This window comes from Salipiger sp. ABF4_146 (assembly GCF_056161345.1).
Window position 1 is genome coordinate 137,911 of the sequence record NZ_JBSWYX010000006.1, and the last position, 26,315, is coordinate 164,225.

Genomic DNA, 26,315 nt, shown 5'->3' on the forward strand with positions numbered 1-26,315 from the left:
GGCGGGCCGCACGGGTCTTTATGCCCGTTTGGCCCGGATGGATCACGCGTCGAATGCGGCGTCGGCGGCCTCGGCCAGTTCGATCAGCGCGTGAAAGTGATAATCGGGCTCGGTGTATTCCTTCGGCTCGATGGTGCCGCCATAGCCCTTCTGCGCGTGGCGACGCTGGATCCAGGCGTTGGTCATGCCCAGCTCGCGCGAGATGCCGATGTCGTGGTACTGGCTCTGCGCGGTGTGCAGGATGTCGTCCTTGCTGGCACCGTCCTTCTCGACGAACTCGAAGACTTTCTGAAAGTACATCGGATCGGGCTTTTCGGTGCCCGTGTCGTCGGTGGTGAACCCGGCCCAGAACGGCTGGCCAAGCTTCTCGGCGTATTTGTCGAAGGCCCAGCGGCGGGCATTGGTCATCGCGATCAGCTTGTAGCGCGCCTTCAGGCGCGACATCGCCTCGGCGCTGTCGGGGAAGGGCTTTGCTTCGCCGACCTGTTCGACCATGAACGAGCGGTAGTCCTCGGTGTCGGGCAGGCCGAAGGCGGCGGCGATGCGCGAATAGCAGCGGCCGAGGTCATCGGGGAAGAGGCCCGCGCCCGGCTCGTAGCGGGCGTCGCGGTAGACCGAGAGCGCGGCCTCGCCGTCAAGCTCGATGCCTTCCTTCTCGGCGATCTCGGCCAGCGCGCCCTTGATCGCGCCTTCGAAGTCGATGAGCGTTCCCACCACGTCGAAGGTGACGTAGCCGAAGGCGGTCAGGGGTTTCACTGCGGTCTCAGTCGCCATCTTGGCGGTCCTTTCTTCTACGCGCCGGGTGCGGCGCAGAATATTGTTCTCCGGGTCGCCTTCCGGGTCATTTGGGCCCCGCCGTGCCGCATTTTCTGCGGTTTTCATGCCGGGCGCCCGAGTTTCCCTAGGAAAGCGGCGTTCGAAACTCTCCTCGCAAGGACCAGTCTGGACGGGAAATCTTCGCGTGAAACGCCAAATGGCGCGGGGTTTTCGGCAGAATCTTTCGTATTCGGCGGTCGCGCGGCATATCGCGCGGCATGCTCCGAGGCGGGCTTAATAGCCCACCCGCTGGTCAACGAGGCCCGGAATCTCGATGCCCGCACGGTCGGCGGCAATCACCGCCAGCGCGTGCCGCGCGCCCTCGGCATCTTCGGTGACCGAGCCCACATGCGGCGTCACCACAAGCTGTGGATGCCGCCATGCCCAATGTTCGGCGGGCAGCGGTTCGGGGTCTGTGACATCCAGCATCGCCGCGCCGAGCGTGCCGCTGTCGAGCGCCGCGCGCAGCGCCGTCATGTCGAGCTGCGGGCCGCGTCCGGCGTGCACCAATGCCGCGCCGTGGGGCAGCCGCGCAAAGAGGTCGGCCCCCAGCAGCCCACGGGTGTCGTCGGTCAGCGGCAGCAGGCAGATCAGGATATCGCTCTGCCCAAGAAAGGCGTCGCGCTGCTCCGGGCCGAACATGTCGGCCTCCGGCACCGGGCGGCCCGAACGGCTGTAGCCGGAAACGGCAAAACCCAGTCCTGCCAGCGTGCCCGCCACCTGCCGACCGATGCGGCCCATGCCAAGAATGCCAACGCGAGCGGTCGCGGCGGGGCGGGTGACGTGACTTTGCCAGCGGCCCTCGCGCGCCTGCTGCAGATAGCGCGGCATCTCCCGGTGCAGCATCAGCGTGGCCATCACCACCCAGTCGCGCACCATGTCGGTGATGCCGGGCAGAACGGTCCGCGCCAATGCCACGCCCTGCGGCAGCGGCGGCATCTGATCGACCCCGGCACCGACGCTCAGCACCACCCGCAGATTCGGATAGCGCCCGAGGTCCGCGGGCGGCTGCCAGCAGGCCAGATGCGTGATGGCCGCGGCGTCCTGCACCGCGGCCTCACCAAGCACGATCTCTTCGCCCGCCGCGTCGAAGACCTGTTTCCAGGCCTCCGCGCGCCGCGGTTCGGCGAGAAGCAGCAGGCTCATCCGGCCATCGCCGCGCGGACCTCCGGGTCCTCGAGCGTGAGGTCCAGCACCGCTTTGGTGCGCGCCACGATGGCGTCGATGTCCTCGTCGGTGCAGCACAGCGGCGGCGCATAGCCGAAGATGCCCTGCGGGAAAGACCGCACCACCAGCCCCTGCTCCCAGGCGCGGTCGAACAGCCGCGTCGCAGGCTGCACAGCGGCGGGCAGCGGGGTCTTCTTGTCCTTGTCGACCACCAGTTCGAGCGCCGCGAGCATGCCGCGGCCGCGCACGTCGCCGACCAGCGGGTGATCGGCGAGCCCCTGCAGACCCTGCATCAGCCGCGCGCCGGCTTTGACGCCGTTTTCCAGCAGCCCGCCCTCGTAGAGCTTCAGCACCTCCAGCGCCACGGCCGCCGAGACCGGGTGCGCCGAATAGGTGAAGCCGTGACCCACGGCCTTGGCTCCTGCGCCCTCGGCGATGGTCTCGTAGACGTGGTCGCGCATCATCACGGCGCCCATCGGCACATAGCCCGAGGTCAGACCTTTCGCGGTGGTCAGCAAGTCGGGCACGATGCCCTCTTCTTCAGAGGCAAACAGCGGCCCGGTGCGGCCGAAGGCGGTGATCACCTCGTCAGCGACAAACAGCACGCCATAGCTTGCGCAGACATCGCGGATCGCCTTGATCCAGCCCTTGGGCGGCACCAGCACACCACCCGAGCCCTGGATCGGCTCCGCGTAGAAGGCGGCGACGCGCTCGGGGCCGATGGCTTCGATCTTTGCCTTCAGTTCGGCGACCGAGGCATCGATGATCGCCTGCGGATCGTCGCCCAGCGGGTTGCGATAGACGTAGTGCGACGAGATCTTGTGCTGCCAGTCATAGGGCAGGCCGAAGCCCTCGTGGAAGCCGGGCAGGGCGGTGAGACCGGCGCCGACGGTGGTCGAGCCGTGGTAGCCCTGTGCGATCGAGATGAACTGGTCGCGCTGCGGCTGGCCCTTGGCGTGCCAGTAGTAGCGGATGAAGCGCACCGAGCTGTCGACCGCATCCGAGCCGCCGAGCGAGAAATAGACGTGGTTGAGGTCGCCGGGGCTGCGCTCGGCGAGTTCCGACGCCAGCCGGATGGGCGCCTCGGCGCCAAGGTCGAAATACCCGGTGGCATAGGGAAGCTCGCGCATCTGCTTGGCCGCGGCCTCGACCACGCTTTCGTGGCCGTAGCCGGCGTTGACGCACCACAGGCCGGCGAAGCCGTCGATCAGTTCGCGGCCCTCGGCGTCGGTGACGCGGGCGCCACTGGCCGATTGCAGGATGCGCACGCCGCGCTCTTCGTGGCCCTTGAACGACGAGACCGGGTGAACGAGGTGCCGGCGGTCCAGCTCGACGAGAGAATTGGTCAGCATGATGCTCTCCAGAAGGATGTGCCGCCTCGGTCGGTCATGGCGCGAACGCGGGCCGGTCGGGGCGTTTGGGTGAAAATCGGGATCAGGATAGGGCGCTGCGGCGGTGGCGTGATGCCGATGGGCACCAGCCGCGCGGCAGCTTCGTGTTCAATCGGCGCGCGCCACCGAATTTCCTGCCGCGCGCCGCAAAGGCCCTCAGGACGCGATGATGAAGATCTTGCGCACCGTCTCGAGGGTCTTCCACGTGCCGACGAACCCGGGCTTGAGGATGAAACTGTCGCCGGGGCCGAAGGCATGGGTCTCGCCGCCGTCTTCGCCGATCTCGACGCGGCCCGACAGGATGTGACAGAACTCGAAGGTCTCGCCTTTCTTCGACACAGTCTTGCCCGGCGTCGCTTCCCAGATGCCGGTGCGGATTTTGCCCCATTTGGCGGCTTCGGCCATCGCGGCGTCGAGCTCCCAAGTCTTGTAGGCGGGCGCGCCCTCGATGCGGCGCTCTTCGGGCGCGACATCCTCGCGCGGGGCGAAGTCGGGGGCGGTGGTCACGGGCAGCAGCTTGGCCATCTTGGATCCTTTCGTGGTCTTTGCGGCCACTCTCGGCGAACCATGCCCGCCGTCGGCACCGAAGATCCGCCGCTATCGGCATCCCGTGCCGCCAAGGGTGCGGGAAAAGAAATTTCCTGCTCCGCACCCGGCAAGAGCGGCAGGCGGTTTCGCGACAACCGCGAGAGGATAGGGGAGTTCGAAACAGGGATTCGTCATGAAATATCAGTCCTACTGGCACGACACCGCCCCGGCCTTCGCAAATCCGCAGGCCGGTCCGGTCGCCGGGCGCTTCGACGTGGTCGTCATCGGCGGCGGCTTCACCGGTCTCAACGCGGCGCGCAAGCTGGCGCGCGAGGGCGTTTCGGTGGCGCTGCTGGAGGCCGAGCACGTTGGCGCCGGTGGTTCGGGCCGCAACGGCGGCCATCTGAACAACGGCATCGCGCATGGCTACGCCAGCGCCAAGCAGCATCTCGGGACAGAGCGTGCGCACGCGCTCTACAAGGCCTACGACCGCTCGATCGACATGATCGAGCAGGTGATCGCCGAAGAGGGCATCAACTGCGCCTTCCGCCGCGCGGGCAAGCTGAAGCTGGCGTCGAAACCGTCGCATGTGGCGGGGCTCAAGGCGAATTTCGAGCTGATCAACCGCGAGGTCGATCCCGAGACACGCTGGCTCGACAAGGCCGATCTTGAAGGTGAGATCGGGTCGGACGGCTTTCACGGCGGCATGCTCTATGAAAAGACCGCGATGATGCACATGGGCCGCTATGTCACCGGGCTGGCCGAGGCGGCGCATCGCCATGGCGCAAAGATATGGGAAGGCGCGCCGGTCACCGAGCGCAGCAAGAGCGGCAGCGGTTGGCTGCTGAGCACTCCCAAGGGCCAGTTGACCGCCGAGCGGGTGATCGTGGCGACGGGCGCATATTCGGGCGTCCATGCGGCGCGCGGCAAGCCGTCGCCGTTCCGCTATTTCCGGCGGCGTATCATCTCGGTGGGCTCGTTCATCATCGCCACGCGCCCGCTGACCGAGGCCGAGGTGGCAAAAACCCTACCGGGGAACCGCACCTATGTGACCTCGATGAACATCGGCAACTACATCCGGCTGTCGCCCGACAACCGCATCATCTTCGGCGGTCGGGCGCGGTTCTCGGCGACCTCGGACCAGCGTTCGGACGCCAAGTCAGGCGCGATCCTCAAGAAGAGCTTTGCCGAGATCTTCCCGGGCTTTGCCGATATCGACATCGACTATTGCTGGGGCGGGCTCGTCGGCATGACGCAGGACCGTTATCCGCGGGCCGGAGAGGTTGATGGGATGATCTACGGCATGGGCTATTCCGGTCACGGTGCTCAGATGTCGACGCTGATCGGGCAGGCGCTGGCAGATATGGCGATGGGGCAGACCGATACCAACCCGCTTGAGGGTCTGAGCTGGCCGACGATCCCGATGCACACCGGAACGCCGTGGTTCCTGCCGCTGGTGGGGATGTATTTTGGTCTGAAAGACCGGCTCTCCTGACGCCTCATCGCGACCAATAAGGTGGCGCAGGGGCCCTTCGGGGGGCCCCTGACTTTCGCGCGGCGCCGGCCTCAACCGAGCGAGTGCGAGGCGAGTGCGTAGATGCGGGTGCCGGTCTGGCTGCGACGCGAGTCGCCGATGCGCATCTCGGTCACGGTGTCGACAACCTCGAGCCCGGCCTCTGTCAGAAAGTTCCGAAGAGCGGGGCTGTCGATTTGCGTATCGACGCGGGCGAATCTGCCCTTGCACTGTTGCAGCAGCGGTGCAATGAGCTGGATCGCCGAGGTTTCGTCGGGCGCGAGAACCGGGCCGATCACCGTGCCCTTGCCGAACGGTCGTTTTACGGCAAAGCCGGTGATCTCACCGCCCTGTTCCAGCACCAGCCCGTCCGACACTTTCAGAAGCTGCTCGTAGACCCGGCTGCGGTCGGCCCCGTAGGCGCTGCGATCAAGCGCCACGAGGGCCAAAAGATCGTCTGCGGTCATCGGACGGAGGTGGGCGCCATCGGGCGCGGGCGGGGGCGTGACGGCCTGCACGATACCCTGCTGCTGCGAGATCGTTGCGATCGGGGCGAACCCCGCGGATTCATAGAGCCGGAAGCCCGAGCGGGTCGAGGTGACGCGCAGATCGCGCCCCGCGCAATCCCGCATGACCCGGCGCAACAGTCGGCGCCCGGCGCCCTGCGCCTGAAGCCGCGGGGTCACCACCATCATGCCAAGCATGGCGAAATCGTCGCCCATCGGGAAATACATCGCCGAGGCCAGTGGCCGTCCGATCTCGTCACAGGCGATGTAGCCCTTGCCAAGCGCCAGAAACAGATCGATGTCGCGACCACGATGCGGCCAAAAGACCGTCATGGCGAGCTGGTGCAGCAACTCGCGCTTGGAAAGGTCCGTCGGCTCAATGGTCGCCTTGTAGCTTTCCAGTTGCAGGTGGTCGTCGTCGTCCACCGTCCGCTTTGCCATGAAGGCTTTGTAGCGCTCTTCGCTCCACATGTCCGTGTCTTTCGCTTCGTCTTTGCGTCCTGCGCGCGGCGCTTTGCGCGCGCCTGTCCCGGCGATAGTATCCCGCGATCGGCGAAGCCTTTTCCACCGAATAGTCTCTTCTGCCGGAATTTTATGCCGATCTGTGGGATGCGCCAGAGACGGCGCAGGCAGATCGATCTGGCTTTGTGGCCCATCTGCGGCAAGAGGTGAAGGGCGCCATGACCCGGCCGGTCTGAACCCGTTCACACCGTGGCCAATGTGCCAAACGCGCGCCGTGGCCGAAAGTCGAGAGGCCCAGAGGGCGAAGCGCCGCCTCGCAGGTCATGTTATCGAGGCGACGTGCCAAGGCTCGATCCGCGCGACGTCGATCTCGACGCCGATCCCCGGCGCGTCGCTGGGCCGGATCATTCCGTTCACTGGCCGCGTTTCGGCGGGATTGCGCACGAAATCGACCCAGCCGTCGTGATGGCGAAAATAGGGATAGAGCTCCATCGACATGAAGTTGGGCATGGTGGTGCCGACCTGCAGCGCCGCTTCCGTCATCAGCGGTGAGGCACAGACATGCGGCGCGCACAGCATGCCGAAGGCTTCCGCCATCGCCGCGATCTTGCGCATCTCGGACAGGCCGCCGGTATTGCCGGGGTCGGGCTGGGCGATGCTGATCGCGCGCTGCTCCATCAGCGGGCGGAACCCCTCGCGGGTGTAGTGCCGTTCACCCGCCGCGATCGGCATCGGCACCGAGCGCGCGACATCGGCAAGGCCCGCGGGGTCCGCCGGGTCGACGGGTTCCTCGACGAAGCGGATGTCGAACTCGGCGAACCGGTGGCAAAGCGCAATGACCTCGGCGGCGGTGATCCCGCCCGAAAGGTCGAGCATGATGTCCACGTCCGGCCCGACAGCGTCGCGAACCGCGCGCACCCGCTCCACCGCGAGGTCAGCCGCCGCCCGGTCGATCTGCCGCCTGCTGACGTGCCGCATGTTCTGCCCGACCATCTGCCCGAGCGGATAGAACTTGATCGCTGTGAAGCCGTCCTTCATCGGTCGCTCGACGGCCCGGGCGAAGTCATCCGGGGTCTGCGATGCTTCATACCAGCCGTTCGCGTAACAGGGCAGGTCAGCGATCACCGCGCCGCCCATCAGCTTTTGAATGGGCGCGTCCAGCTGTTTGCCGAGAATGTCCCACATCGCCATCTCGCAGGCGCTGACGCCGGCATGGAAGATCGTGCCGCCGTTCTTGCCCCAGAAGGTGTGGTCGTGGCACCGGGTCAGGAACGCCTCGATGGCGGTGGGATCGGTTCCGATGAGAGACGGCGCGAGGTCGGAAATCATCCCCGCGGCGGCGCTGGCCCCTTTCCCATAGGCAACCCCGGCCTCCCCCCAGCCAATAAGATCGGCGTCGGTGGCGATGCGCACGAGGATGGGATTGAGCTTGCCGCTGCGCCCCTTGAACACGTCAATTTTGGTAATCTTCATCAAGTAAATCCGTTCGAGGCTGTTGACGGCTCATTTCTCGAAGCCAAGGGGCAGAGAGGCAAGATATGGCGAGCGTCCAAAAGGGGGGCTGCGCGCGGCTCGATTAGAGACTGATGCATAAGCGCTCAGAAACTGTTTTTTTAAGCGATCCGAAGCTCATGCGCGCGGCGTTTGTCTCCGCTCAGGGCGCGCCCGTGTCAGCGGCATGGTCTTTGACATGCGTGTCGGTCGCGGCCCCCTTGATCCACTCGAGAAACACCTGCGCGGTCTGCGAAAGGGGGCTGGCGCCAGTGACGAAATACGAGGTTCCGAGGTCGACCTCGGCGTCTGGCCACATGCTGAGCGCGCCCTCGCGCACCGCGCCGCTGGCGATCGAGCGCCAGCCCAGCATCACGCCGCGCCCATCCAGCACCGCCTGCGCTGCCTGCACGTAGTTGTTGAAGGTCTGGCCCGAGAGCCGGCCTCGCTCGATGCGGCGCGCTTTGAGGTAGTCTTCCCAGCCCGCCCAGTGCTGGTTGTGCGGGCTGCGCACGTGGATCAACGGCGCGCGCTGCAGTCCGACGCCCTCGTCCAGAAGTTGCGCGAGCAGCGCCGGCGCGGCCACGGGGCAGACCCGCTCGTCGAAGAGCCTGACCGTCTGCCCCTCGCGCCAGCCGCCGGTGCCGTAGCGGATCGCGATGTCGATGCCCGGCGAGAGATGCGGCAGATCGGTGGCCGGGGCCTGCACGTTGACGGTGATCTCGGGGTGGCGGGCGTAGAAATCCGGAAGCCGCGGCATCAGCCAGTAGGTCGCCATCCCCAGCGTGCAGGACACGGTGACCTGACTGTCGCCCTGACCGCTGAGCGCGCGGATGTCTTCAAGCGCGGCCGCGATCTGCCCCAGCCCGTCGCGCACCGCGCGGGCCAGCAGGTCTCCGGCCTCGGTCAACTGGGCCGGGCGGGTCGCGCGGTCGACCAACGGCGCGCCCACATGGTCCTCAAGCGCCTTCAGCGCCTGGCTCACCGCGGGCTGCGTGACATTGAGCCGCGCGGCGGCCATCTGCATCGAGCCGTTGCGCGCGACCGCCTCGAAGGTGGTCAGCAGGCGGAGTGGGGGCAGGCGGTCCATATCATAACCAGTTGCTTAACTTAGCATCACGCTAATCGGCCTGTTCGGAAATGGGAAGCCGTGAGATGGTTTTGCCATAACCTCCCAAGCCCACATCCAACGCATTGGTATATAACATGAATGTAATGACCTCCCCGGTCGCGGCGCCGGTCCTGAAGGACAAAGGCCTCGAGATTGTGCTCTCTGACGGTGCCAGCCATTACTTTAACTACTACTGGCTGCGCGACAATTGCCCCAGCTCGTTCAACGCCGACACGCGCGAGCGCAGCTTCGACATTTTCCACCTTGAGGCCGCGCCCCGCGCCGAGACCGCCGAGGTGGTTGGCAATGCGCTTAAGCTCACATGGGCCGACGAAGAGCACGTCACCCGCTTTCCGCTGAGTTGGCTCGAAGACTACCGCGGGGCGACGCCGCGCCATGACCCCTCTGACCTGCCGCGCCGGGCGTGGTACGGCGATCACTACCCGCAGGTGCCGCGGTTCAGCCAGCCCGAGCTTGTCGCCGACCCGGCGGTGCGCGCAAAATGGATCGAGGCGATGCTGGTCGAAGGCTTCACCATCGTCACCGACATGCCCGACAGCGATGCCGCACTGACCGAGACCGCCAGCCTGATCGGGCAGGTGCGCCCGACGTTCTTTGGCGATTACTTCGATGTGAAAACCCACATCAACCCGACCAACACCGCCTATACCGCTGCCGCGCTGGAGCTGCACACCGACACCCCCGCCGAAGAGCACGCGCCGGGCGTTCAGTTCCTGCACTGCCGGGCCAACACGGTGCAGGGCGGCGGCAGCCTTTATTCCGACGGTGTGGCGGTGGCCAACGACTTCCGGGCGCGCGATCCCGAAGGCTTCAAGCTGCTGTCGGAGGTGCCGGTGCCCTTTTACTGCGAGCATGACAGCTACGACATGCGCTCGCGGCAGACCGTGATCGAGCTTGACCAGCACGGCGAGGTCTCGGGCCTGACGATTAGCCAGCACATGCTTGATTTCATCGACCTCGATCAGGCGCTGCTCGACGACTATTATCCGGCCTTCTGCCGCTTTGGTCGGATGCTGCAGGAAGAAAAGTACATGATGCAGTTCGTGATGAAGGCGGGCGAGTGCATGGTGTTCGACAACCACCGCATCGTGCATGGCCGCGCCGCCTATTCGGCCACCAGCGGCGATCGTTATCTGCGCGGCTGCTACACCGACCGTGCCGAGATGCGCTCGACCTATCGCGCGCTGGTCAGCGAGGGGCGGTTCAAGGCATGAGCAGCGTCCCCCTGCACACCCTGACGGAGAACGCCGAAGACCCTGCCGCGCTGCGGCAGGACCTCGCCGCGGCCTTCCGCATCTGCCACCAGATGGGCTGGAGCGAGTCCGTCGGCAATCACTTCAGCGCCGCCGTCTCGGAGGATGGCGCGCGCTTCTTGCTCAATCCGTGCTGGCAGCACTTCGCGACGATCCGGCCCGAGGATCTACTGCTGCTCGACAGCAGCGATGAGACGGTTCTGGAGGGCCCAAATGCGCCCGACGCGTCGGCATGGTGCGTACACGGCACACTGCATCGCAAGAAGCCCGAGGCGAAGGTGATCCTGCATTGCCACGCGCCCTATGCTACGGCGCTGTCTTGCCTTGCCGATCCCACCATCGTGCCGATCGACAACAACACCGCGCGGTTCTACGGGCGCACCGCCTATGATCGCGACTTCGGCGGCATCGCCGATGCCGAGGAAGAGGGCGAGCGGCTGGCGGACTCGCTGGGCGACAAATCGGTGCTGGTGATGGGCAACCATGGCGTCACCGTGGTCGGCGAGACCGTGGCCGAGGCCTATGAGGACCTCTACTTCTTCGAGAAGGCGGCGCAGACGCTGATCCTCGCACGGTCGACCGGCGCACCGCTGTCGGTGCTTTCTGACGCGGTGGCGCAGAACACCGCCGACGGCTGGCGCGCCTATCGAGGCATGGCAGAGCGGCACTTTGCGTTCCTGAAATCGCAGGTGCCCACGCTTTAAGAACTCCGGGGCGAGGCCCGTTCACCTGCTTCGCCCCGTGCAGGGGGCTCGCCCCCGGGGCGGCGCTGCGCTAAGCAGCGGCAGTCCAAAGCAGACGAGGCCCCCCATCAAACGCTTCCCATCCATTCAGGCGCTGCGCGCGATTGAAAGTGTGGCCCGCAACGGCGCGCTCTGGCGCGCTGCCGCCGAGCTTAACGTGACCCGCAGCGCTATCAGCCACCAGCTGCGCATGCTCGAAGCCGATCTTGGCTTCAAGATCCTCGAACGCACCGGCAACCGCACCGAGATCACGCCGCGCGCCCGGGCCTACGCCGAAGATGTGCGCCGGGCGCTGAGCATGATCGCCACCTCGACGGCGCGCGTCTCGCAGCATGGGCTGACCGGGCGCCTGACGGTCAGCGCGCCACCGGGCTTCGCCTCGGCATGGCTGTGCCTGCACATCGGGGATTTTCTGGCCGAGAACCCCGAGGTGGTGCTCAACGTGGTGAGCACCCATAACCTTGCCGACACCAACAACCCCGAGGTCGACACGTTCATCACCTTCGGGCACGAACCTCGCGCCCACTTGGTGGTCGAGCCGCTGCTGTCGGTGGAATTCACCCCGCTGTGCAGCCCGGCCTATCTGAGCCAGTTCAAGAACTTCAACGACCTCGGCATTCTCAAGGCGGCAACGCTGCTGCACATGAGCGATTTCACCGATTGGGAGGATTGGATGCAGCTGTCCGGCCTGCCGCCGGAGAACGCGCATCGCGGTATCTGCTACTCGGATATGAACATCGTCCATACCGCCGTTCTGGCAGGCGAAGGAATCGCGATCGGCGACACCGTGCTGTGGCGAAAGGAGTTGCGAGAGGGCAAGCTGATGCGCCCGTTCGCCCCCTCGCTTCACGCCGACACGGGTTATTTTCTTTGCACGCCGGAGGAAAACCTCGGAAATCCGATCGTCATTGAGTTTCATAACTGGTTGAAAAGCCGAATTGAAATGAGCCGCTTTCACCCGAAGCACGATGCGTGACAAATAGAATTTGTCGAGCGCCCCAATAAGTTTCATTTGCGCTCACTGCAGGCCTCCGGCACGTTCGCCGCACAACGGACAAGAACGAAAAAAGCGAGGCGATTGTGGTGAACACAACGCAGATCGAAGCCTGTTCGGTCGGAAAAAAGTTTGGTAAATTCAGCGCGTTGAGCGACGTCTCCCTTGGAGTTGCCGAAGGCGAATTCCTCTCTCTTCTGGGTCCTTCGGGCTCGGGTAAAACCACATTCCTGACACTGCTCGGCGGCTATGAGGCACCCACCTCGGGTCGGCTTATGCTCGACGGGGAGGACATGACCGATTGGCCGGCAAAACAGCGCGGCTTTGGCATGGTCTTTCAGGGCTACGCGCTCTTCCCGCACCTGACGGTGGCCGAGAACATCGCCTTCCCGCTGAAGGTGCAGAAGCGGTCCAAGGCGCAGATCGCGGATCGCGTGGCGCAGATGATCGATATGGTCGGCCTCTCCGGGCATGAAACCAAGAAGCCCCGCGCGCTCTCTGGTGGCCAGCAGCAGCGCGTTGCGCTGGCCCGTGCGTTGGCCTACGAGCCTAAGGTGCTGCTGCTCGACGAGCCCTTCTCGGCGCTCGACAAGAACCTGCGCGGACAGATGCAGGAAGAACTGCGCCGCCTGCACCGCGAGCTGGGCACCACCTTCGTCTTCGTCACCCACGATCAGGAAGAGGCGCTGGCGCTGTCGTCGCGCATCGCCATCTTCAACCACGGCGAGTTGCAACAGCTTGGCACACCGGACGAAGTTTACGAACGGCCCGCCAACCGCTTTACCGCAGAGTTCCTTGGCGACATCAACATCCTCAGCCTCGACGGTGCCACCGGGGTTGCCGGAACGCCGATCCAGTTGCCGCACAATGCCGCGGGCTTCGGTCATCTGGCGGTGCGCCCCGAGCACATGCGCCTCGCTGCTGACGGCGATGCGAACCAGCTGCCGGTGCGTCTGCGCGACCGGGTTTATCTCGGCTCGAAGTCCCGCCTGCTGCTGCAAACGCAGGGCGGCGAGGAACTGATGCTCTACCTCGACAATGGCGCCGGCCCCGCAGCGCCACAGCCGGGTGCAGAGGTCCGTGTCGCCTGGGACGTGAACGACAGCTTCGCCGTCTGACACCCCTCCAGAATGCCCCGCCCTGAGATCCGGTGCGCCATGCGCGCCGGGGCGGGGAAGCTGTGTCGTCATGACACCCTCCTCCCATCAAGAAACGAAACGACAGGTGAGAACATGAACAGCCACTTCCAGAACGATTGCGTCGAAATCCTCAAAGAGCGTCAGGCCAAAGGCCAGATCTCGCGCCGCCAGATGCTGCAGGGCTTTGGCGCGCTGATGGGCACCACGGCGCTCGGCCTCGCGGGCAATGGCGCGCAGGCGCAAGAGGGCCGTCTGGTCTTTGTCAACTGGGGCGGCGATGCGCTTGACGCCATGGACGAAGCCTTCGGCACGCCGTTCACAGAAGAGACCGGCATCCGCGTGCTCTACGATGGCTCCGGCCCGACCGAAGGCGCGATCACCGCGCAGGTGCAGGGCGGCCGCCCGACATGGGACCTCGTGGACGCCGAACCCTTCTCGTCGCAGGCGCTGGGGCGCAAGGACATGATGGAGCCGATCGACTACAGCATCGTCGATCCCGCAAAGCAACGGGAAGGCTTTGGCTGGGAGTATTCCTCGTCCTGCTACTTCTATTCCTACGTCATCGCCTATGACGCCACGCAGTTCGACACGCCGCCGACCTCGCTGGCCGATTTCTTTGACGCCGAGAAGTTCCCGGGCAAGCGCGCCATGTACAAATGGGGCGCGGGCATGTGGGAGGCGGCGCTGCTCGCCGACGGCGTGGCACCGGAAGATCTCTACCCGCTCGACCTCGAGCGCGCGCACAAGAAGATCGAAGGCTTCAAGGAGCACATCGGTGCGTTCTGGGGCGGTGGCGCCGAAAGCCAGTCGCTGCTGCTCAATGGCGACGTGTCGATGGCGCTGATCTGGAACACCCGGGCAAGCCTTCTGCACAAGGACACCGAGGGTGAGATCACCTTCACATGGGACGACGGCATCATCGGGCCGGGCGGCATTGGCGTGCTCAAGGGCAACCCGGGCGGCACCGAGGCGGCAATGCGCTACATCGCGGCCACCCAAGAGCCCGAGCGTCAGGTGGTGCTGTTCCAGATGCTTGGCAACGGCCCGAGCAACCCGGCGGCCGACGCGCTGATCCCCGAGGAAGAGCGTATGTTCAACCCGATGGATCCTGCGAACCTGCCGAATCAAACCGCGCTGAACATGGACTGGTACGAAGAGAACTACAGCACGGCGCTCGACACCTACCTGCAGATCATCTCCGCCTGATCCCGTCCCCCCCCGCCGCCCTGCGACCCGTCGCGGGGCGGCACCAAGGAGCCTCCATGCGCGCCTATATCTTCCTGATATGCCCCGTGCTGCTGTTTCTCGGAGGCAGCTACCTGCTGCCCTTCCTCGGGATCATGCAGCTCAGCCTCACCGATCCCGACCCCGGGCTCGGCCAGTATCAACACGTGCTCTCCGATCCGCTGACGCAAAGCGTGATCTGGCGCACGCTGCGGATCTGCGTGATCGTTACCGCCGTTTCGGTCGCAGCCGCCTATATCATCACCCTTCTTTGGGTCCGTGGCCGTCCGCTGGTGCGCAGCCTGACCGAGCTGTGCATCATGATCCCCTTCTGGATCTCCGTCCTCAGCCGCGCCTTCGGCTGGATGTCGATGCTGTCGAACCGCGGCCTGCTGAACACATGGATGAAGGACCTCGGGCTGATCGAGACCTCGCTGCAGATGACCCGCAATGAATTCGCGGTGATCGTCGGCATGTCCCACTATCTCATTCCCTTTGCGGTCTTCCCGCTGGCCACGGCCATGCGCAACGTCGACGAGCGCGTGCTGACCGCCGCCGACGGCATGGGCGCCTCGCGGCTGCGTATCTTCTGGCAGGTGTTCCTGCCGATGACCGCCAGCGGCATCATGGGCGCAACCTTGCTGGTCTTTGTCTTCTCGGTCGGGTTCTTCGTCACCCCCGCACTTCTCGGCGGCGGGCAGTCGGTGCTGATCGCCGAGCTGATCTACCTGTGGATTTTCCAGATCCCGCAATGGGGCATGGCCGCCGCGATGAGCGTGATCCTGATGCTTGCGGTGGGCGGCATCCTCGTGCTGCTGATGCGCCGCTACGGGGAGATGGCGAAATGATCAAACTGCATCCCGGCCGCCTCGCCACGCTGCTCACCGCGCTGGTCTCGCTCTTCCTGCTGATGCCGCTGATCGCAGTGGTGCCGGTGAGTTTCACCTCGCGGCGGTATCTCAGCCTGCCTGACGGGGAATACTCGCTGCGCCACTATCAGGCGCTGTGGGAAGACCCCGAGTGGCTCAGCAGCCTGCTCACCTCGGTGCAGGTGGGGGGGATCGCCAGCCTGCTGGCCGTTGCGCTGGCCGCCGCCTTCTGCATCGGCCTGTGGATGCTGCGGCCGCGGTTTGCCGGGCTGATGACCGGCTTCGTGCTGCTGCCGATGGTGGCGCCGCCGGTTGTCTCCTCGCTGACGCTCTACTTCTTCCTCAACAAGCTGTCGCAGTGGAACAGTTTCATTGCCTACGACAGCCTCGGCGGCGTCATCCTCGCCCATATGGTGATGATCGTGCCCTACGCGGTGGTCGTGGTCATGGTCTCTCTGAGCCAGATCGACCGGCGCATGGATCTTGCCGCGCAGTCGATGGGTGCCGGCGTGCCCACCCGCATCTTCGGGGTGATCCTGCCCAACATCCGCTTTGGCCTGCTGGGCGCGTTCTTCCTGTGCTTCCTGCTCAGTTGGGACGAGATCGGCGTGACGCTCTTTGTCACCTCGGTCGAGACCATCACCCTGCCGCGCCGCATGTGGATGGGCCTGCGCGACAACGTCGACCCCTCGATCGCCGCGCTCTCGGTGCTGTTGATCCTTGTGGTCAGCATGCTGGTCATCGCCCGCGCCCTGCTGCTGCTGCGCAAGGACCGCGCCGCCCGCTGATCCCGTCTCCCGCGCCCAACGCGGCGCGGGAGACCCCGCAAAACCCCAGACATACCCAAGACAAAATAAGAGGGTCCGACATGCATTTTGGACTGACCGAAGAACAGGAGATGATCGTCTCCACCGTCCGCAGCTTCGTCGAAAACGAGATCTACCCGCATGAGGCAGAGGTGGAACGCCGCGGCGAGGTTCCCGCCGAGATCGGGCAAGAAATCAAGCAAAAGTGCCTTGATCTGGGCTTTTACGCCTCGAACTTCCCGGAAAGTGTCGGCGGGCCGGGCTTGTCGCACCTCGAGTTCGCGTTGGTCGAGCGTGAACTGGGCCGCGGCTCGATGGCGCTGACCCATTTCTTCGGACGACCGCAGAACATCCTGATGGCCTGCGAAGGCGAGCAGATCGAAAAATACCTGATGCCCGCCGTGCGCGGCGAGAAGATGGACGCGCTGGCGATGACCGAGCCCGACGCGGGCTCGGATGTGCGCGGGATGAAATGCACCGCGGTGCGCGACGGCGGCGACTGGGTGATCAACGGCTCGAAGCACTTCATCTCTGGCGCAGAACATGCTGATTTCGTGATCGTCTTCGTCGCCACCGGCGTCGACGAGACACCGCGCGGCCCGAAAAAGCGGATCACCTGTTTCCTCGTCGATCGTGGCACCCCCGGCTTCGAGATCGCCCGCGGTTACAACTCGGTTTCGCACCGGGGTTATCAGAACAGCATCCTCTATTTCGACAACTGCCGCCTTTCGGACGCGCAGGTGCTGGGCGAGGTCGATGGCGGCTTCGACGTGATGAACGAATGGCTTTATGCCACCCGCATCACCGTGGCGACGAACTCGGTCGGGCGCGCCCGCCGGGTGTTCGACCACGCCGTGAGCTACGCCGCCGAGCGCAAACAGTTCGGCCAGCCGATCGGCAAGTTTCAGGGCGTCAGCTTCCAGATCGCCGATATGATCACCGAGATCGACGCCGCCGACATGCTGACACTTTCCTCGGCGTGGCGTCTTGATCAGGGGCTGCCGGCGAACCGCGAGATCGCCTCGGCCAAGGTCTATGCCTCGGAAATGCTGGCGCGCGTCACCGATGCGGCGCTGCAAATCCACGGCGGCATGGGGCTGATGGACGAGCTGCCGATCGAACGGTTCTGGCGCGACGCCCGCGTCGAGCGGATTTGGGACGGCACGTCGGAGATCCAGCGTCACATCATCAGCCGGGAGATTTTCCGGCCGCTGGGAGCCTGATCCATGCAGCCGCTCAGCCGTTTCCTCTCGCCCAAGGCCATCGCCGTGATCGGCGGCGGCACTTGGTGCGAGAGCGTGGTGCGCCAATGCCGTGAAACCGGCTTCAACGGGCCGATCTGGCCGGTGCACCCGAAGAAATCCGAGGTGGGCGGACTGCCTGCCTACCCGGACCTTACCTCCCTGCCGGGCGTGCCGGATGCTGCCTTCATTGGCGTCAACCGCGAGCTTTCGGTGCAGATCGCGGGCGAGCTGTCGGCGATGGGCTGCGGCGGCGCGGTCTGCTTTGCCGCCGGGTTCAGCGAGGCTGTCTCCGAGCTTGCCGATGGCGATGCGCTGCAGGCGCGGCTGGTCGCTGCTGCTGGCGACATGCGGGTTCTGGGGCCGAACTGCTATGGCATCGTCAACGCGCTCGACGGCGTGGCGCTCTGGCCGGACCGGCACGGCATGGCGCCGGTGGACAGCGGCGTCGCCGTCATCGGACAGTCGTCGAACGTGCTGATAAACCTCACCATGCAGCGCCGCGGCCTGCCGCTGGCAGCCGTCGTGGCGGCGGGCAATCAGGCACAGACCTCGATGGCCGATCTTGGGATTGCCCTGCTGGAAGACCCGCGTATCACCGCGCTGGGTCTGCACATCGAAGGCATCAGCGACCTGCCGGCCTTCGAAGGGCTGGCCCGCCGGGCGCAGGAACTGGGCAAACCCATCGTCGCGCTGAAGGTTGGCGCGTCGCAGCAGGCGCAGGAGGCGGCGGTGTCGCACACCGCCTCACTGACCGGCAGCGATGCCGGGGCGCGGGCGCTGCTGCGCCGGCTTGGCATGGCACAGGTCGACACGCCCTCGGAACTGGTGGAGACGCTGAAGCTGCTGCATGTCACCGGTGGCTTGGCGTCGGCGCGCATCGCCTCGGCCTCCTGCTCGGGCGGCGAGGCCTCGCTGATGGCCGATATGGGCGAGGGCGTCGGCGTGGATTTCCCGCCGCTCGGGGAAAGCCAGAAAACCGCCCTGCGCGGTGCGCTCGGGCCCAAGGTCGCGCTGGCCAACCCGCTCGACTACAACACCTACATCTGGGGCGACGAGGCGGCGCTCGAGGCCACCTTCACCGCGCTGTGCGATGCCGATCTGGCACTTGGCTGCGTGGTGATCGACTATCCGCGCGACGACCGGTTCACCGCGCCCGATTATGATCAGGTGCTGCGCGCGGTTGCGGCCACCAAGACCACCACCGGCACGCCGATGGCGCTGGTCTCGCTGCTGGCCGAGGGCTTGCCCGAGGCGGTGGCTGGCAAGGCGCTTGATTTGGGGATCACCCCGCTCTGCGGCATGGGCGAGGCGCTGCGGGCGATCCGGGCCGCCGCGCAGGTCGGCACGCGCAGCACGGGCGACAATTGCCCGCCCGCGCCGGTGCTGATGCCGCAGCGCGGCCAAGGCACCCCCCGCATCTACCCCGAGGCCGAGGCCAAGGCGCTGCTGCGCGAGGCCGGCATCCGGGTGCCGAAAGCCGACCGGGCCGACTGCGCCGAAACCGCCGGGGCCCGCGCCTCTGCCATCGGCTTTCCGGTGGTGCTGAAAGGCGAGGGCATCGCCCATAAAACCGAGGCCGGGGCGGTGGCGCTCAATCTCGACTGCCGCGAGGCGGTGACCGAGGCGGCGGCGGGCATGCCCGCGAAAAGCTTCCTTGTCGAAGAGATGATCACCGGCACCGTCGCCGAACTGCTGATCGGTGTGACCCGCGATCCGGCGCATGGCTTCGTGCTGACGCTGGGGCTGGGCGGGATCCTGACCGAGTTGATCGGCGACACCGCCTCGCTGCTGATCCCCGCCAGCCGCGACGAGGTGCAAGGCGCCCTCACAGGGCTGCGCACCGGCGCTCTGCTCACCGGCTACCGCGGACGCCCGGCGGCGGACATGGAGGCGGTGCTCGACACGATCATGGCGCTGCAGGAACTGGTCCGCGGCTACGCGGACAGCTTGCATGAAATCGAAATCAACCCGCTGATCTGCCGCGCCGCGGGCGCGGTGGCGGCGGATGCACTCATCAGGATGGGAGAGAGCCAATGACCTCTTCGAACGTGCTCACCGAGCGCCGCGGCGCGGTGCTCGAGGTGACGCTGAACCGGCCCAAGGCCAATGCGATCGACATGGCCACGAGCCGCGAGCTGGGCGAGATCTTCACCGACTTCCGCGACGATCCGGACCTGCGCGTTGCGGTCATCACCGGCGCGGGCGAGAAATTCTTCTGCCCGGGCTGGGACCTCAAGGCCGCCGCCGGTGGCGAGGGGGCCGATGGCGATTACGGCAAGGGCGGCTTCGGCGGCCTGCAGGAACTGCGCGGGCTGAACAAGCCGGTGATCGCCGCGGTCAACGGCATCGCCTGCGGCGGTGGTCTGGAACTGGCGATCAGCGCCGACATCATCCTTGCCGCCGATCACGCCTCTTTTGCGCTGCCCGAGATCAAGTCTGGCACCGTGGCCGACGCCGCGACGCTGAAACTGCCCAAGCGCATCCCCTATCATATCGCGATGGAGCTGCTCTACACTGGCCGCTGGTTCGACGTGGAGGAGGCCCACCGCTGGGGGCTGATCAACCGCATCGTGCCCGCCGCCGATCTGATGGCCGAGGCGCGCAAGATGGCCGACGACCTGGCCGCCGGGCCGCCGCTGGTCTTTGCCGCGATCAAGGAGATCGCCCGCGAAGCCGAGGATATGAAGTTCCAGGACGCGCTAAACCGGATCAACGGCAGCCAGTTCGAGACGGTCGAGCGGCTCTACCGCTCCGAGGACCAGAAGGAAGGCGCTCGCGCCTTCGCCGAAAAACGCGACCCGGTTTGGACCGGCCGGTAAGGAGAACCCGATGTCCCTGACGATGAACCGCAAACCCTTCATCACCGCTGCGATCACCGGGGCGGGCGCCACCCAGGACAAGAGCCGCCTCGTGCCGCGCTCGCCGCAGGAAATCGCCGAAGCGGCGATCGACGCGGCCAAGGCCGGTGCCGCCGTGGTGCATTGCCACGTCCGCGACCCGGAGACCGGCGCGCCCTGCCGCGACCGGGCGTTGTTCCGCGAAGTGACGGACCGCATCCGGTCGTCCGAGGTGGATATGGTGCTGAACCTGACCGCCGGCACCGGCGGTGATCTGACCTTCGGCGACGTCGAGACGCCGATGGAACTGGATGCGCCGAACACCGACATGATCGGCGCGACCGAACGCATGGCGCATATCCGTGACTGCCTGCCGGAAATCTGCACGCTGGACTGCGGGTCGATGAACTTTGGCAATGGCACCTATGTGATGACCAACACCACGGACATGCTGCGCGCCATGGGCCGCCAAATGACCGATCTGGGCGTGAAGCCGGAAATCGAGGCCTTCGACACCGGCCATCTGTGGTTCGCCAAGCAGCTGGTTCAGGAAGGCGTCCTTGATAGCCCTGCGCTGGTTCAGCTGTGCATGGGCATTCCTTGGGGCGCGCCGGGCGACATGAACACATTCATGGCGATGGTGAACAACGTGCCCGCCGATTGGACGTGGTCCGCCTTCAGCCTTGGCCGGGACGAGATGCCCTATGTCGCCGCCGCGGCACTGGCCGGGGGCAACGTCCGCGTGGGTCTTGAGGACAACCTCTACCTCGATCGTGGCGTGTTCGCGACGAACGCGCAGTTGGTTGAAAGGGCGGCGAGCCTCCTGTCGAACATGGGCGCATCGCTGATGACCCCGCAGGAGGTCCGCGACCAGCTGGGCCTGGTGAAACGCGACATGCCGGTGTTGGCATGACGCGGACCGCGAAGAAAGCGGCCATCGTCGGCGGCGGCGTCATCGGTGGCGGCTGGGCCGCCCGGTTCCTGCTGAACGGCTGGGACGTGACCGTCTTCGATCCCGACCCCGAGGCCGAGCGCAAGATCGGCGAGGTGCTGGACAACGCCCGCGCGTCGCTCCCCGCGCTTTACGACCGTCCGCTGCCGCCTGAGGGCACGCTAGGCTTCGCCGCGTCCGTCGCCGAGGCGGTGGAAGCGGCGGACTGGGTGCAGGAAAGTGTCTCGGAACGGCTCGATCTGAAGCACGAGGTCTACGCCGAGATCGCCGAGGCCCTGCCCGCGGGCGGTTTCATCGCCTCCTCCACCTCTGGCTTCAAAGCCAGCGATCTTGCTGCCGAAGGCGCGCCGGTGGCCGTGGTGCATCCGTTCAACCCGGTCTACCTGCTGCCGCTGGCCGAGATCTCGGGCGATCCGGCTGTTTGCGCTAGGGCGGTCGAGGTGGTCCGCGCAATCGGCATGCACCCGCTGGTGCTGCGCAAGGAGATCGACGCCTTCGTTGGCAACCGTCTGCAAGAGGCGGTCTGGCGCGAGGCGCTGTGGATGCTCAAGGACGGCATCGCCACCACCACCGAGATCGATGACGCGATCCGGATGAGCTTTGGTCTTCGCTGGGCGCAGATGGGCCTGTTTGAGACCTACCGTATCGCCGGCGGTGAGGCCGGGATGCAGAGTTTCATCGAACAGTTCGGCCCCACGCTCAGCTGGCCGTGGACAAAGCTGATGGACGTGCCCGAACTGGACGCCGCGCTCATCGAAACGATCAGCAGCCAGTCCGACGCCCAGTCGGGCCACATGAGCATTCGTGCGCTGGAACGGCTGCGTGACGACAATCTGGTGGCGATCCTGCGCGGACTGCGTCGCACCGGCAGCGGCGCGGGAGGCGTGGTGCTTGGCCACGAAGAGACGTTGGAGACCGGGGGCGAGCTGGATGGTCTGCCGATCACCCTGCGCCAAGCGGTGCCTGTCACATGGACCGATTACAACGGTCACATGAACGAGGCCGCCTACCTCGAGCTTGGCACATGGGCGACCGACGGGCTGATGAAGCTGGTGGGCGCCGATGAGGCCTATGTGGCAGCGGGCAAGAGCTTCTTCACCGTCGACACGCGCATTCGCTATCTCGACGAGGTGCATCGCGGGACGGTGCTGACGGTGACCACGCAGGTGCTCGAGGGCGCGGGCAAGAAGATGAAGCTGTTCCATCGGGTCACCAAGCCCGACGGAACCCTTGCAGCCACGCTCGAAACTCTGCTTCTGCACACCGATCTGACCACCCGCCGTGCCTGCGCGCCCGACCCGCAGGTGGCGCAGGCTCTCGAAGCCCTCGCTGCGGCCCATGCCGGCCACCCCGCCGAAGGTGCCGGCGGCGCCGTCGGCCAACGCAACTGACGACCGGAGACACAGATGACCATGTCCCCCGAAGAGAAACAGACCCGCGAAGACCTGGCTGCCTGCTACCGTCTCGCGGCGCTGCACAAATTCACCGATCTGATCTACACCCACATCACCGCCCGCGTTCCGGGCGAAGACGGGCACTTCCTGATCAACCCTTACGGCTGGCGCTGGGAAGAAATCACCGCCTCTTCGCTGGTGAAGATCGACGTGGATGGAAACAAGGTGGATGGCAGCCCGCATCGGGTGAACCCGGCGGGCTTCACCATCCACTCGGCGGTGCACATGAACCGGCACGATGCCGCGTGGATCATGCACACCCACACCCGCGCGGGCGTGGCGGTGTCCTGCATGGAAGAGGGACTGCTGCCGCTCAACCAGATCTCGCTGCAGTTCGCGGGTCGCGTTGGCTATCACGATTTCGAGGGCATCGCGCTGGACCTCGAAGAGCGTGAGCGCATCGTCGAGGACCTCGGCAATCACCCGGTGTTGGTGCTGCGCAATCACGGGCTCATCGCGACGGGGCGGAGCGCCGCCGAGATGTTCAACAACATCTTCTATCTCGAACGCGCCTGCGAAATTCAGATCGCCGCCACCTCCAGCGGCCAGCCGCTGCGCATGGTCGATGACGAGATCGCTGGGCGCGTGCATCAGCAATACGTGCAGATGAACGAGGAAGACGGCGATCTGGAACTTGAGTGGCAGGCGCACCTGCGCTCGGTCGAGGGCGTTGGCAGCGACTTCCGGGCCTGAGGTTGCGGCGGTCCTGCCGCTGCCACTAAGGAGACCCTCCCGTGAATGGATTCTCGGGAGGGCGCACTAGATCCGCCGATAAGGCGGGCGTTGGTCCGTCCGAGGGCCAAGACAAAAGGAAGGCAATCTCTTGAAACAGGTGACGATCAAAGCGCCGGGTGGCCTCGACAACCTCGTGATGAGCGATGTCGCAGAGCCCGCGGCGCCGGCCGCCGGCGAAATCACCGTGCGCGTGCACGGCAGTTCGCTCAACTACCACGACTACCGGGTCTGCGCCGTCGAAGGCGCGCTGCCGGATGGGCGGATCCCAATGGCCGACGGCGCGGGCGTGGTCGAAGCCGTCGGTGACGGCGTCGAAGAGTTCGCCGTGGGCGATGCCGTGGTGTCGTGCTTTTTCCCCGATTGGCAGACCGGCGACGACCGGCCCAGCGATTTCTCGACGACGCCGGGCGACGGGCGCGACGGCTACGCGCGCGAGCGGGTGACGCGGCCCGCCAACTGGTTCACCCATGCCCCCGAGGGCTGGACCCACGAGGAATCCGCCACGATCACCACCGCCGGACTGACCGCGTGGCGAGCGCTGGTGGTCGATGCGAAGATCAAGGCCGGTGACACGGTTGCCGTGCTGGGCACCGGTGGTGTGTCGATCTACGCGTTGCAGCTTGCCAAGGCGATGGGTGCCACGGTGATCGCGACCTCTTCGTCGGACGCGAAGCTCGGGCGCCTGCGCGAGCTTGGCGCCGATCACGTGATCAACTATCGCACCACGCCCGAATGGGGCGAGGAAATGCGCCGTCTCACCGGCGGGCGCGGTGTGGACATCGTGGTTGAGGTGGGCGGCCCGGCAACGCTGGCGCAGTCCATCGTCGCAGGTCGTCCCGGTGCGCATCTGGCGCTGATCGGGGTGCTGACCGGTTTTGCCGGCGAGATCCCGACGGCGGCGCTGATGGCGCGTCAACAGCGCTTGCAGGGGCTGATCGTCGGCTCGCGGCAGCACCAGCTCGATTTCGTCAAGGCGATGAACGTGCTGAAGCTGCGCCCGGTGATCGACCGCAGCTTCCCACTCGACGAACTGGCCGATGCCTTCCGGCATCAGGAAAGCGGCGCGCACTTCGGCAAGATCTGCGTGAGTATGTGATCCTGCGGCGGTCCCCCCGGACGGGGGGCCGCCCTGCTGCACGCCGGGTCGGACCTGCCATTTTCGACCGCGCGCCTGCACTGTTGCGTGGCACCTGTTGTACGGTTGTGCAATAAGTCGGAAACCGTATGAAAGGGAGCCGACACCATGCCCGTGCAATCACCGATCCTTGGCGTTTACCTCAGCGACACGGCCGATCTAGACGCGCTCTACGGAGCGGCGCTGCGCTGTGCCGCGCAGGATGTGGTGCTGCGTCACCCCCGCGAGATCGACCGTCCCGAAGATGTGCGCTTCGCGATCTGCTGGGAGCCGGGGGAAGAGGCCTTCGCCGCCTATCCGAACCTAGGGCTGGCGATGTCGGTGGCGGCGGGGGTGGATGCGCTTTTGGCGCACCCCGGCCTGCCCGAGCCGGTCGCTATTGCGCGGGTGCGGGATCCGCATCAGGCAGAGCTTATGGCCGGCTACGCGGTGCATGCGGTGCTGCACGCCGAACGCAGATTTCCCGAGATGGCGCGCAATGCGGCGCAGGCGCGCTGGACCCCACTGCGCATGCGGGCGCCTGCGTCGGTGCAGGTGGCCGTGCTGGGGCACGGCACCATGGGCCGGGCCGTGGTGCGCGCGCTGCGGGCGGTGGGCTTTGCCGTGCGCGTCGCCTGCCGCAGCCAGCCGCAGGAACAATCGCCGGGTGTCAGCTACCTGAGCGGACCGGGCGCGGTGGCGCGGGCCGCCGAAGGCGCGCAGCACTTGGTCAACGTGCTGCCGCTGACCGCCGAGACCGAGAATGTGCTGAATGCCGCGCTTTTCGCGCGGCTGGCACCGGGGGCGACGCTGGTGCAGATCGGCCGGGGCGAGCATCTTGTCGAAGCCGACCTTGAGGCGGCGCTGGACAGCGGCCAACTTGCGGCGGCAACGCTGGATGTCTTCCGCGAAGAGCCGCTGCCGCCAGAGCATCGGTTCTGGCGCGACGGGCGGCTGCGGCTCACCCCGCATGTGGCCAGCGACTCGCTGCCCGAGGTGGTGGCCGCGCAGGTGATCGAGACTGCGCGAGCGCTGCGTGACGGGGCACCGATGACCTATGCGGTGGACCGGTCGCGCGGCTACTGAGCGCGCGACGCCCGGCGGGGCTCAGCGCCCGCTGGGCACCCGCCCTTCCAGCCAGCGCAGCAGCAGGGTCAGCGTGCCGCTCAGGCACAGGTAGATGGCGATCAGCAGCAGCAGCGGCTCGTAGGTCAGATAGGTGTCCTGCCGGACGCGGGTGATCACCGCGTAAAGATCGGTCACGGTAATCGTCGCCACCAGCGGCGTTGCTTTCAGCTGCAGGATGATCTCGCCGGCGAGCGTTGGCAGGGCTCGGTGCACGGCGCGCGGGAACCACACCCGGCGGAACACCTTGAACCGCGACATGCCGAAGGCGCGCGCCGCCTCCAACTCGCCGCGGGGCACACCGGCGAAGGCACCGCGCATGACCTCGCCCTGATAGGCGGCGAAGGACAGGGTCAGCGTCAGCAACCCGTAAGGCCATGCCTGCCGCAGATAGGGCCAGAGCCACGAGCCGCGGATCTCGGGGAACTGTGCGAAGAGCGCGCCGAGCCCGTAGTAGATCAGCCAAAGCTGCAGCAGCAGCGGCGTGCCGCGGATCACCGTGCAGAACACCGCCGCAAGCCAGCGCAGCGGCGCAGGCCCGGCAACCTGCACCACGCCAAGCGGCAGCGCCAGCGCAAAGCCCGCCGCCACGCTTGCGGCCAGAAGCGCAAGCGTGACCAGCAGACCATGGCCCAGCTTTGGCAGGTAGGCGGGCAGCCAGTGCCAGTCCATCTGGGTGATGATCGCGGCAAGGGCCGCGAGAGCCAGTGCGACCATTGCCAGCCGGTGCGGCATCAGCATCGGCGCGAGGCGTGTACGCAGCGGCAGGGCGGGGGCCGGGCGGATCGGGGTTGCGATATCGATGTCAGGCATCTCGGGC

24 protein-coding genes are annotated in these 26,315 nt (G+C 66.2%); 16 read left to right on the forward strand and 8 right to left on the reverse strand.

Features of this window, described 5'->3' with window-relative positions:
* Positions 1 to 42: 42 nt before the first annotated feature.
* The 4 genes from ACXAJT_RS10620 to ACXAJT_RS10635 form a co-directional block, all read right to left on the reverse strand.
* A complete protein-coding gene (locus tag ACXAJT_RS10620; protein WP_475235111.1) occupies positions 43 to 774 on the reverse strand; it encodes an HAD-IA family hydrolase in 732 nt (243 codons plus the stop codon).
* A 276-nt stretch (positions 775 to 1,050) separates the two neighbouring features.
* Positions 1,051 to 1,962, reverse strand: a complete 912-nt coding sequence (locus ACXAJT_RS10625; RefSeq protein ID WP_475235112.1) for a 2-hydroxyacid dehydrogenase — start codon at positions 1,960 to 1,962, stop codon at positions 1,051 to 1,053.
* Positions 1,959 to 3,335, reverse strand: coding sequence for an aminotransferase class III-fold pyridoxal phosphate-dependent enzyme (locus ACXAJT_RS10630; protein WP_475235113.1), 1,377 nt, complete (start codon positions 3,333 to 3,335; stop codon positions 1,959 to 1,961). Before ACXAJT_RS10630 ends, ACXAJT_RS10625 begins: the two co-directional genes overlap by 4 nt.
* Before the next feature lie 195 nt (positions 3,336 to 3,530).
* Complete coding sequence (locus tag ACXAJT_RS10635; protein ID WP_475235114.1) at positions 3,531 to 3,899, reverse strand: cupin domain-containing protein; 369 nt, start codon at positions 3,897 to 3,899, stop codon at positions 3,531 to 3,533.
* Positions 3,900 to 4,095: 196 nt separating this feature from the next.
* Here ACXAJT_RS10635 and ACXAJT_RS10640 point away from each other — a divergent pair, with 196 nt between their 5' ends.
* Positions 4,096 to 5,397: an NAD(P)/FAD-dependent oxidoreductase gene (locus ACXAJT_RS10640; RefSeq protein ID WP_475235115.1), complete on the forward strand. Its 1,302-nt coding sequence runs from the start codon at positions 4,096 to 4,098 to the stop codon at positions 5,395 to 5,397.
* A 71-nt stretch (positions 5,398 to 5,468) separates the two neighbouring features.
* Here ACXAJT_RS10640 and ACXAJT_RS10645 read toward each other — a convergent pair whose 3' ends face one another.
* The 3 genes from ACXAJT_RS10645 to ACXAJT_RS10655 form a co-directional block, all read right to left on the reverse strand.
* The gene (locus ACXAJT_RS10645) at positions 5,469 to 6,392 is read right to left on the reverse strand and encodes a GNAT family N-acetyltransferase (protein WP_475235117.1); all 924 of its coding nucleotides are present in this window, start codon (positions 6,390 to 6,392) and stop codon (positions 5,469 to 5,471) included.
* A 312-nt stretch (positions 6,393 to 6,704) separates the two neighbouring features.
* Positions 6,705 to 7,856 carry a mandelate racemase/muconate lactonizing enzyme family protein gene (locus ACXAJT_RS10650; protein ID WP_475235120.1) on the reverse strand — a complete coding sequence of 384 codons (1,152 nt, stop codon included), beginning with the start codon at positions 7,854 to 7,856 and terminating at the stop codon, positions 6,705 to 6,707.
* 181 nt (positions 7,857 to 8,037) lie between these two features.
* Positions 8,038 to 8,964: a LysR substrate-binding domain-containing protein gene (locus tag ACXAJT_RS10655; RefSeq protein ID WP_475235122.1), complete on the reverse strand. Its 927-nt coding sequence runs from the start codon at positions 8,962 to 8,964 to the stop codon at positions 8,038 to 8,040.
* Positions 8,965 to 9,089: 125 nt separating this feature from the next.
* Between ACXAJT_RS10655 and ACXAJT_RS10660 the strand changes: the two genes are divergently transcribed.
* The 15 genes from ACXAJT_RS10660 to ACXAJT_RS10730 all read left to right on the forward strand — a co-directional run bounded on the left by ACXAJT_RS10660 (position 9,090) and on the right by ACXAJT_RS10730 (position 25,456).
* Positions 9,090 to 10,220 carry a TauD/TfdA family dioxygenase gene (locus ACXAJT_RS10660; RefSeq protein WP_475235124.1) on the forward strand — a complete coding sequence of 377 codons (1,131 nt, stop codon included), beginning with the start codon at positions 9,090 to 9,092 and terminating at the stop codon, positions 10,218 to 10,220.
* Positions 10,217 to 10,963 carry a class II aldolase/adducin family protein gene (locus tag ACXAJT_RS10665; protein ID WP_475235125.1) on the forward strand — a complete coding sequence of 249 codons (747 nt, stop codon included), beginning with the start codon at positions 10,217 to 10,219 and terminating at the stop codon, positions 10,961 to 10,963. Before ACXAJT_RS10660 ends, ACXAJT_RS10665 begins: the two co-directional genes overlap by 4 nt.
* A gap of 37 nt (positions 10,964 to 11,000) precedes the next feature.
* On the forward strand, positions 11,001 to 11,978 hold the full coding sequence (locus tag ACXAJT_RS10670) for a LysR substrate-binding domain-containing protein (RefSeq protein WP_475235126.1): 978 nt from the start codon (positions 11,001 to 11,003) through the stop codon (positions 11,976 to 11,978).
* Positions 11,979 to 12,082: 104 nt separating this feature from the next.
* Positions 12,083 to 13,114 carry an ABC transporter ATP-binding protein gene (locus ACXAJT_RS10675; RefSeq protein ID WP_475235127.1) on the forward strand — a complete coding sequence of 344 codons (1,032 nt, stop codon included), beginning with the start codon at positions 12,083 to 12,085 and terminating at the stop codon, positions 13,112 to 13,114.
* Between the two features lie 114 nt (positions 13,115 to 13,228).
* On the forward strand, positions 13,229 to 14,341 hold the full coding sequence (locus ACXAJT_RS10680; RefSeq protein WP_475235128.1) for an ABC transporter substrate-binding protein: 1,113 nt from the start codon (positions 13,229 to 13,231) through the stop codon (positions 14,339 to 14,341).
* A gap of 56 nt (positions 14,342 to 14,397) precedes the next feature.
* A complete protein-coding gene (locus ACXAJT_RS10685; protein WP_475235130.1) occupies positions 14,398 to 15,207 on the forward strand; it encodes an ABC transporter permease in 810 nt (269 codons plus the stop codon).
* Positions 15,204 to 16,016 (forward strand): ABC transporter permease, encoded by an 813-nt coding sequence (locus ACXAJT_RS10690; RefSeq protein WP_475235134.1) that lies wholly within the window; start codon positions 15,204 to 15,206, stop codon positions 16,014 to 16,016. The genes ACXAJT_RS10685 and ACXAJT_RS10690 overlap by 4 nt, the downstream gene beginning before the upstream one ends.
* Positions 16,017 to 16,096: 80 nt before the next feature.
* Entirely contained in the window at positions 16,097 to 17,257 is a 1,161-nt protein-coding gene (locus ACXAJT_RS10695; protein ID WP_475235136.1) for an acyl-CoA dehydrogenase family protein, read from the forward strand.
* A gap of 3 nt (positions 17,258 to 17,260) precedes the next feature.
* Complete coding sequence (locus tag ACXAJT_RS10700; protein WP_475235138.1) at positions 17,261 to 19,315, forward strand: acetate--CoA ligase family protein; 2,055 nt, start codon at positions 17,261 to 17,263, stop codon at positions 19,313 to 19,315.
* The gene (locus tag ACXAJT_RS10705) at positions 19,312 to 20,097 is read left to right on the forward strand and encodes a carnitinyl-CoA dehydratase (protein WP_475235140.1); all 786 of its coding nucleotides are present in this window, start codon (positions 19,312 to 19,314) and stop codon (positions 20,095 to 20,097) included. Before ACXAJT_RS10700 ends, ACXAJT_RS10705 begins: the two co-directional genes overlap by 4 nt.
* A 10-nt stretch (positions 20,098 to 20,107) precedes the next feature.
* Entirely contained in the window at positions 20,108 to 21,028 is a 921-nt protein-coding gene (gene bcoG, locus ACXAJT_RS10710; protein ID WP_475235143.1) for a 3-dehydrocarnitine:acetyl-CoA trimethylamine transferase BcoG, read from the forward strand.
* On the forward strand, positions 21,025 to 22,458 hold the full coding sequence (locus ACXAJT_RS10715) for a carnitine 3-dehydrogenase (RefSeq protein ID WP_475235145.1): 1,434 nt from the start codon (positions 21,025 to 21,027) through the stop codon (positions 22,456 to 22,458). The genes bcoG and ACXAJT_RS10715 overlap by 4 nt, the downstream gene beginning before the upstream one ends.
* Positions 22,459 to 22,479: 21 nt before the next feature.
* Entirely contained in the window at positions 22,480 to 23,214 is a 735-nt protein-coding gene (locus ACXAJT_RS10720; RefSeq protein WP_475235349.1) for a class II aldolase/adducin family protein, read from the forward strand.
* 139 nt (positions 23,215 to 23,353) lie between these two features.
* A complete protein-coding gene (locus ACXAJT_RS10725; protein WP_475235350.1) occupies positions 23,354 to 24,352 on the forward strand; it encodes a zinc-dependent alcohol dehydrogenase family protein in 999 nt (332 codons plus the stop codon).
* Positions 24,353 to 24,499: 147 nt separating this feature from the next.
* Positions 24,500 to 25,456, forward strand: a complete 957-nt coding sequence (locus ACXAJT_RS10730) for an NAD(P)-dependent oxidoreductase (protein ID WP_475235146.1) — start codon at positions 24,500 to 24,502, stop codon at positions 25,454 to 25,456.
* Positions 25,457 to 25,477: 21 nt separating this feature from the next.
* Here ACXAJT_RS10730 and ACXAJT_RS10735 read toward each other — a convergent pair whose 3' ends face one another.
* On the reverse strand, positions 25,478 to 26,308 hold the full coding sequence (locus tag ACXAJT_RS10735) for an ABC transporter permease (protein WP_475235147.1): 831 nt from the start codon (positions 26,306 to 26,308) through the stop codon (positions 25,478 to 25,480).
* Positions 26,309 to 26,315: the final 7 nt, after the last annotated feature.

What these genes read in the sequence shown, in the direction of transcription:
- ACXAJT_RS10700 (WP_475235138.1), top strand. Translation starts at nt 17,261, where the DNA reads ATGCAGCCGCTCAGCCGTTTCCTCTCGCCCAAGGCCATCGCCGTGATC.
- ACXAJT_RS10685 (WP_475235130.1), top strand. Translation starts at nt 14,398, where the DNA reads ATGCGCGCCTATATCTTCCTGATATGCCCCGTGCTGCTGTTTCTCGGA.
- ACXAJT_RS10655 (WP_475235122.1), bottom strand. Translation starts at nt 8,964, where the DNA reads ATGGACCGCCTGCCCCCACTCCGCCTGCTGACCACCTTCGAGGCGGTC.
- ACXAJT_RS10705 (WP_475235140.1), top strand. Translation starts at nt 19,312, where the DNA reads ATGACCTCTTCGAACGTGCTCACCGAGCGCCGCGGCGCGGTGCTCGAG.
- ACXAJT_RS10645 (WP_475235117.1), bottom strand. Translation starts at nt 6,392, where the DNA reads ATGTGGAGCGAAGAGCGCTACAAAGCCTTCATGGCAAAGCGGACGGTG.
- ACXAJT_RS10720 (WP_475235349.1), top strand. Translation starts at nt 22,480, where the DNA reads ATGTCCCCCGAAGAGAAACAGACCCGCGAAGACCTGGCTGCCTGCTAC.
- ACXAJT_RS10620 (WP_475235111.1), bottom strand. Translation starts at nt 774, where the DNA reads ATGGCGACTGAGACCGCAGTGAAACCCCTGACCGCCTTCGGCTACGTC.
- ACXAJT_RS10635 (WP_475235114.1), bottom strand. Translation starts at nt 3,899, where the DNA reads ATGGCCAAGCTGCTGCCCGTGACCACCGCCCCCGACTTCGCCCCGCGC.
- ACXAJT_RS10680 (WP_475235128.1), top strand. Translation starts at nt 13,229, where the DNA reads ATGAACAGCCACTTCCAGAACGATTGCGTCGAAATCCTCAAAGAGCGT.
- ACXAJT_RS10695 (WP_475235136.1), top strand. Translation starts at nt 16,097, where the DNA reads ATGCATTTTGGACTGACCGAAGAACAGGAGATGATCGTCTCCACCGTC.
- ACXAJT_RS10665 (WP_475235125.1), top strand. Translation starts at nt 10,217, where the DNA reads ATGAGCAGCGTCCCCCTGCACACCCTGACGGAGAACGCCGAAGACCCT.
- ACXAJT_RS10660 (WP_475235124.1), top strand. Translation starts at nt 9,090, where the DNA reads ATGACCTCCCCGGTCGCGGCGCCGGTCCTGAAGGACAAAGGCCTCGAG.
- ACXAJT_RS10735 (WP_475235147.1), bottom strand. Translation starts at nt 26,308, where the DNA reads ATGCCTGACATCGATATCGCAACCCCGATCCGCCCGGCCCCCGCCCTG.
- ACXAJT_RS10640 (WP_475235115.1), top strand. Translation starts at nt 4,096, where the DNA reads ATGAAATATCAGTCCTACTGGCACGACACCGCCCCGGCCTTCGCAAAT.
- ACXAJT_RS10625 (WP_475235112.1), bottom strand. Translation starts at nt 1,962, where the DNA reads ATGAGCCTGCTGCTTCTCGCCGAACCGCGGCGCGCGGAGGCCTGGAAA.
- ACXAJT_RS10730 (WP_475235146.1), top strand. Translation starts at nt 24,500, where the DNA reads ATGCCCGTGCAATCACCGATCCTTGGCGTTTACCTCAGCGACACGGCC.
- ACXAJT_RS10715 (WP_475235145.1), top strand. Translation starts at nt 21,025, where the DNA reads ATGACGCGGACCGCGAAGAAAGCGGCCATCGTCGGCGGCGGCGTCATC.
- ACXAJT_RS10690 (WP_475235134.1), top strand. Translation starts at nt 15,204, where the DNA reads ATGATCAAACTGCATCCCGGCCGCCTCGCCACGCTGCTCACCGCGCTG.
- ACXAJT_RS10650 (WP_475235120.1), bottom strand. Translation starts at nt 7,856, where the DNA reads ATGAAGATTACCAAAATTGACGTGTTCAAGGGGCGCAGCGGCAAGCTC.
- ACXAJT_RS10630 (WP_475235113.1), bottom strand. Translation starts at nt 3,335, where the DNA reads ATGCTGACCAATTCTCTCGTCGAGCTGGACCGCCGGCACCTCGTTCAC.
- bcoG (WP_475235143.1), top strand. Translation starts at nt 20,108, where the DNA reads ATGTCCCTGACGATGAACCGCAAACCCTTCATCACCGCTGCGATCACC.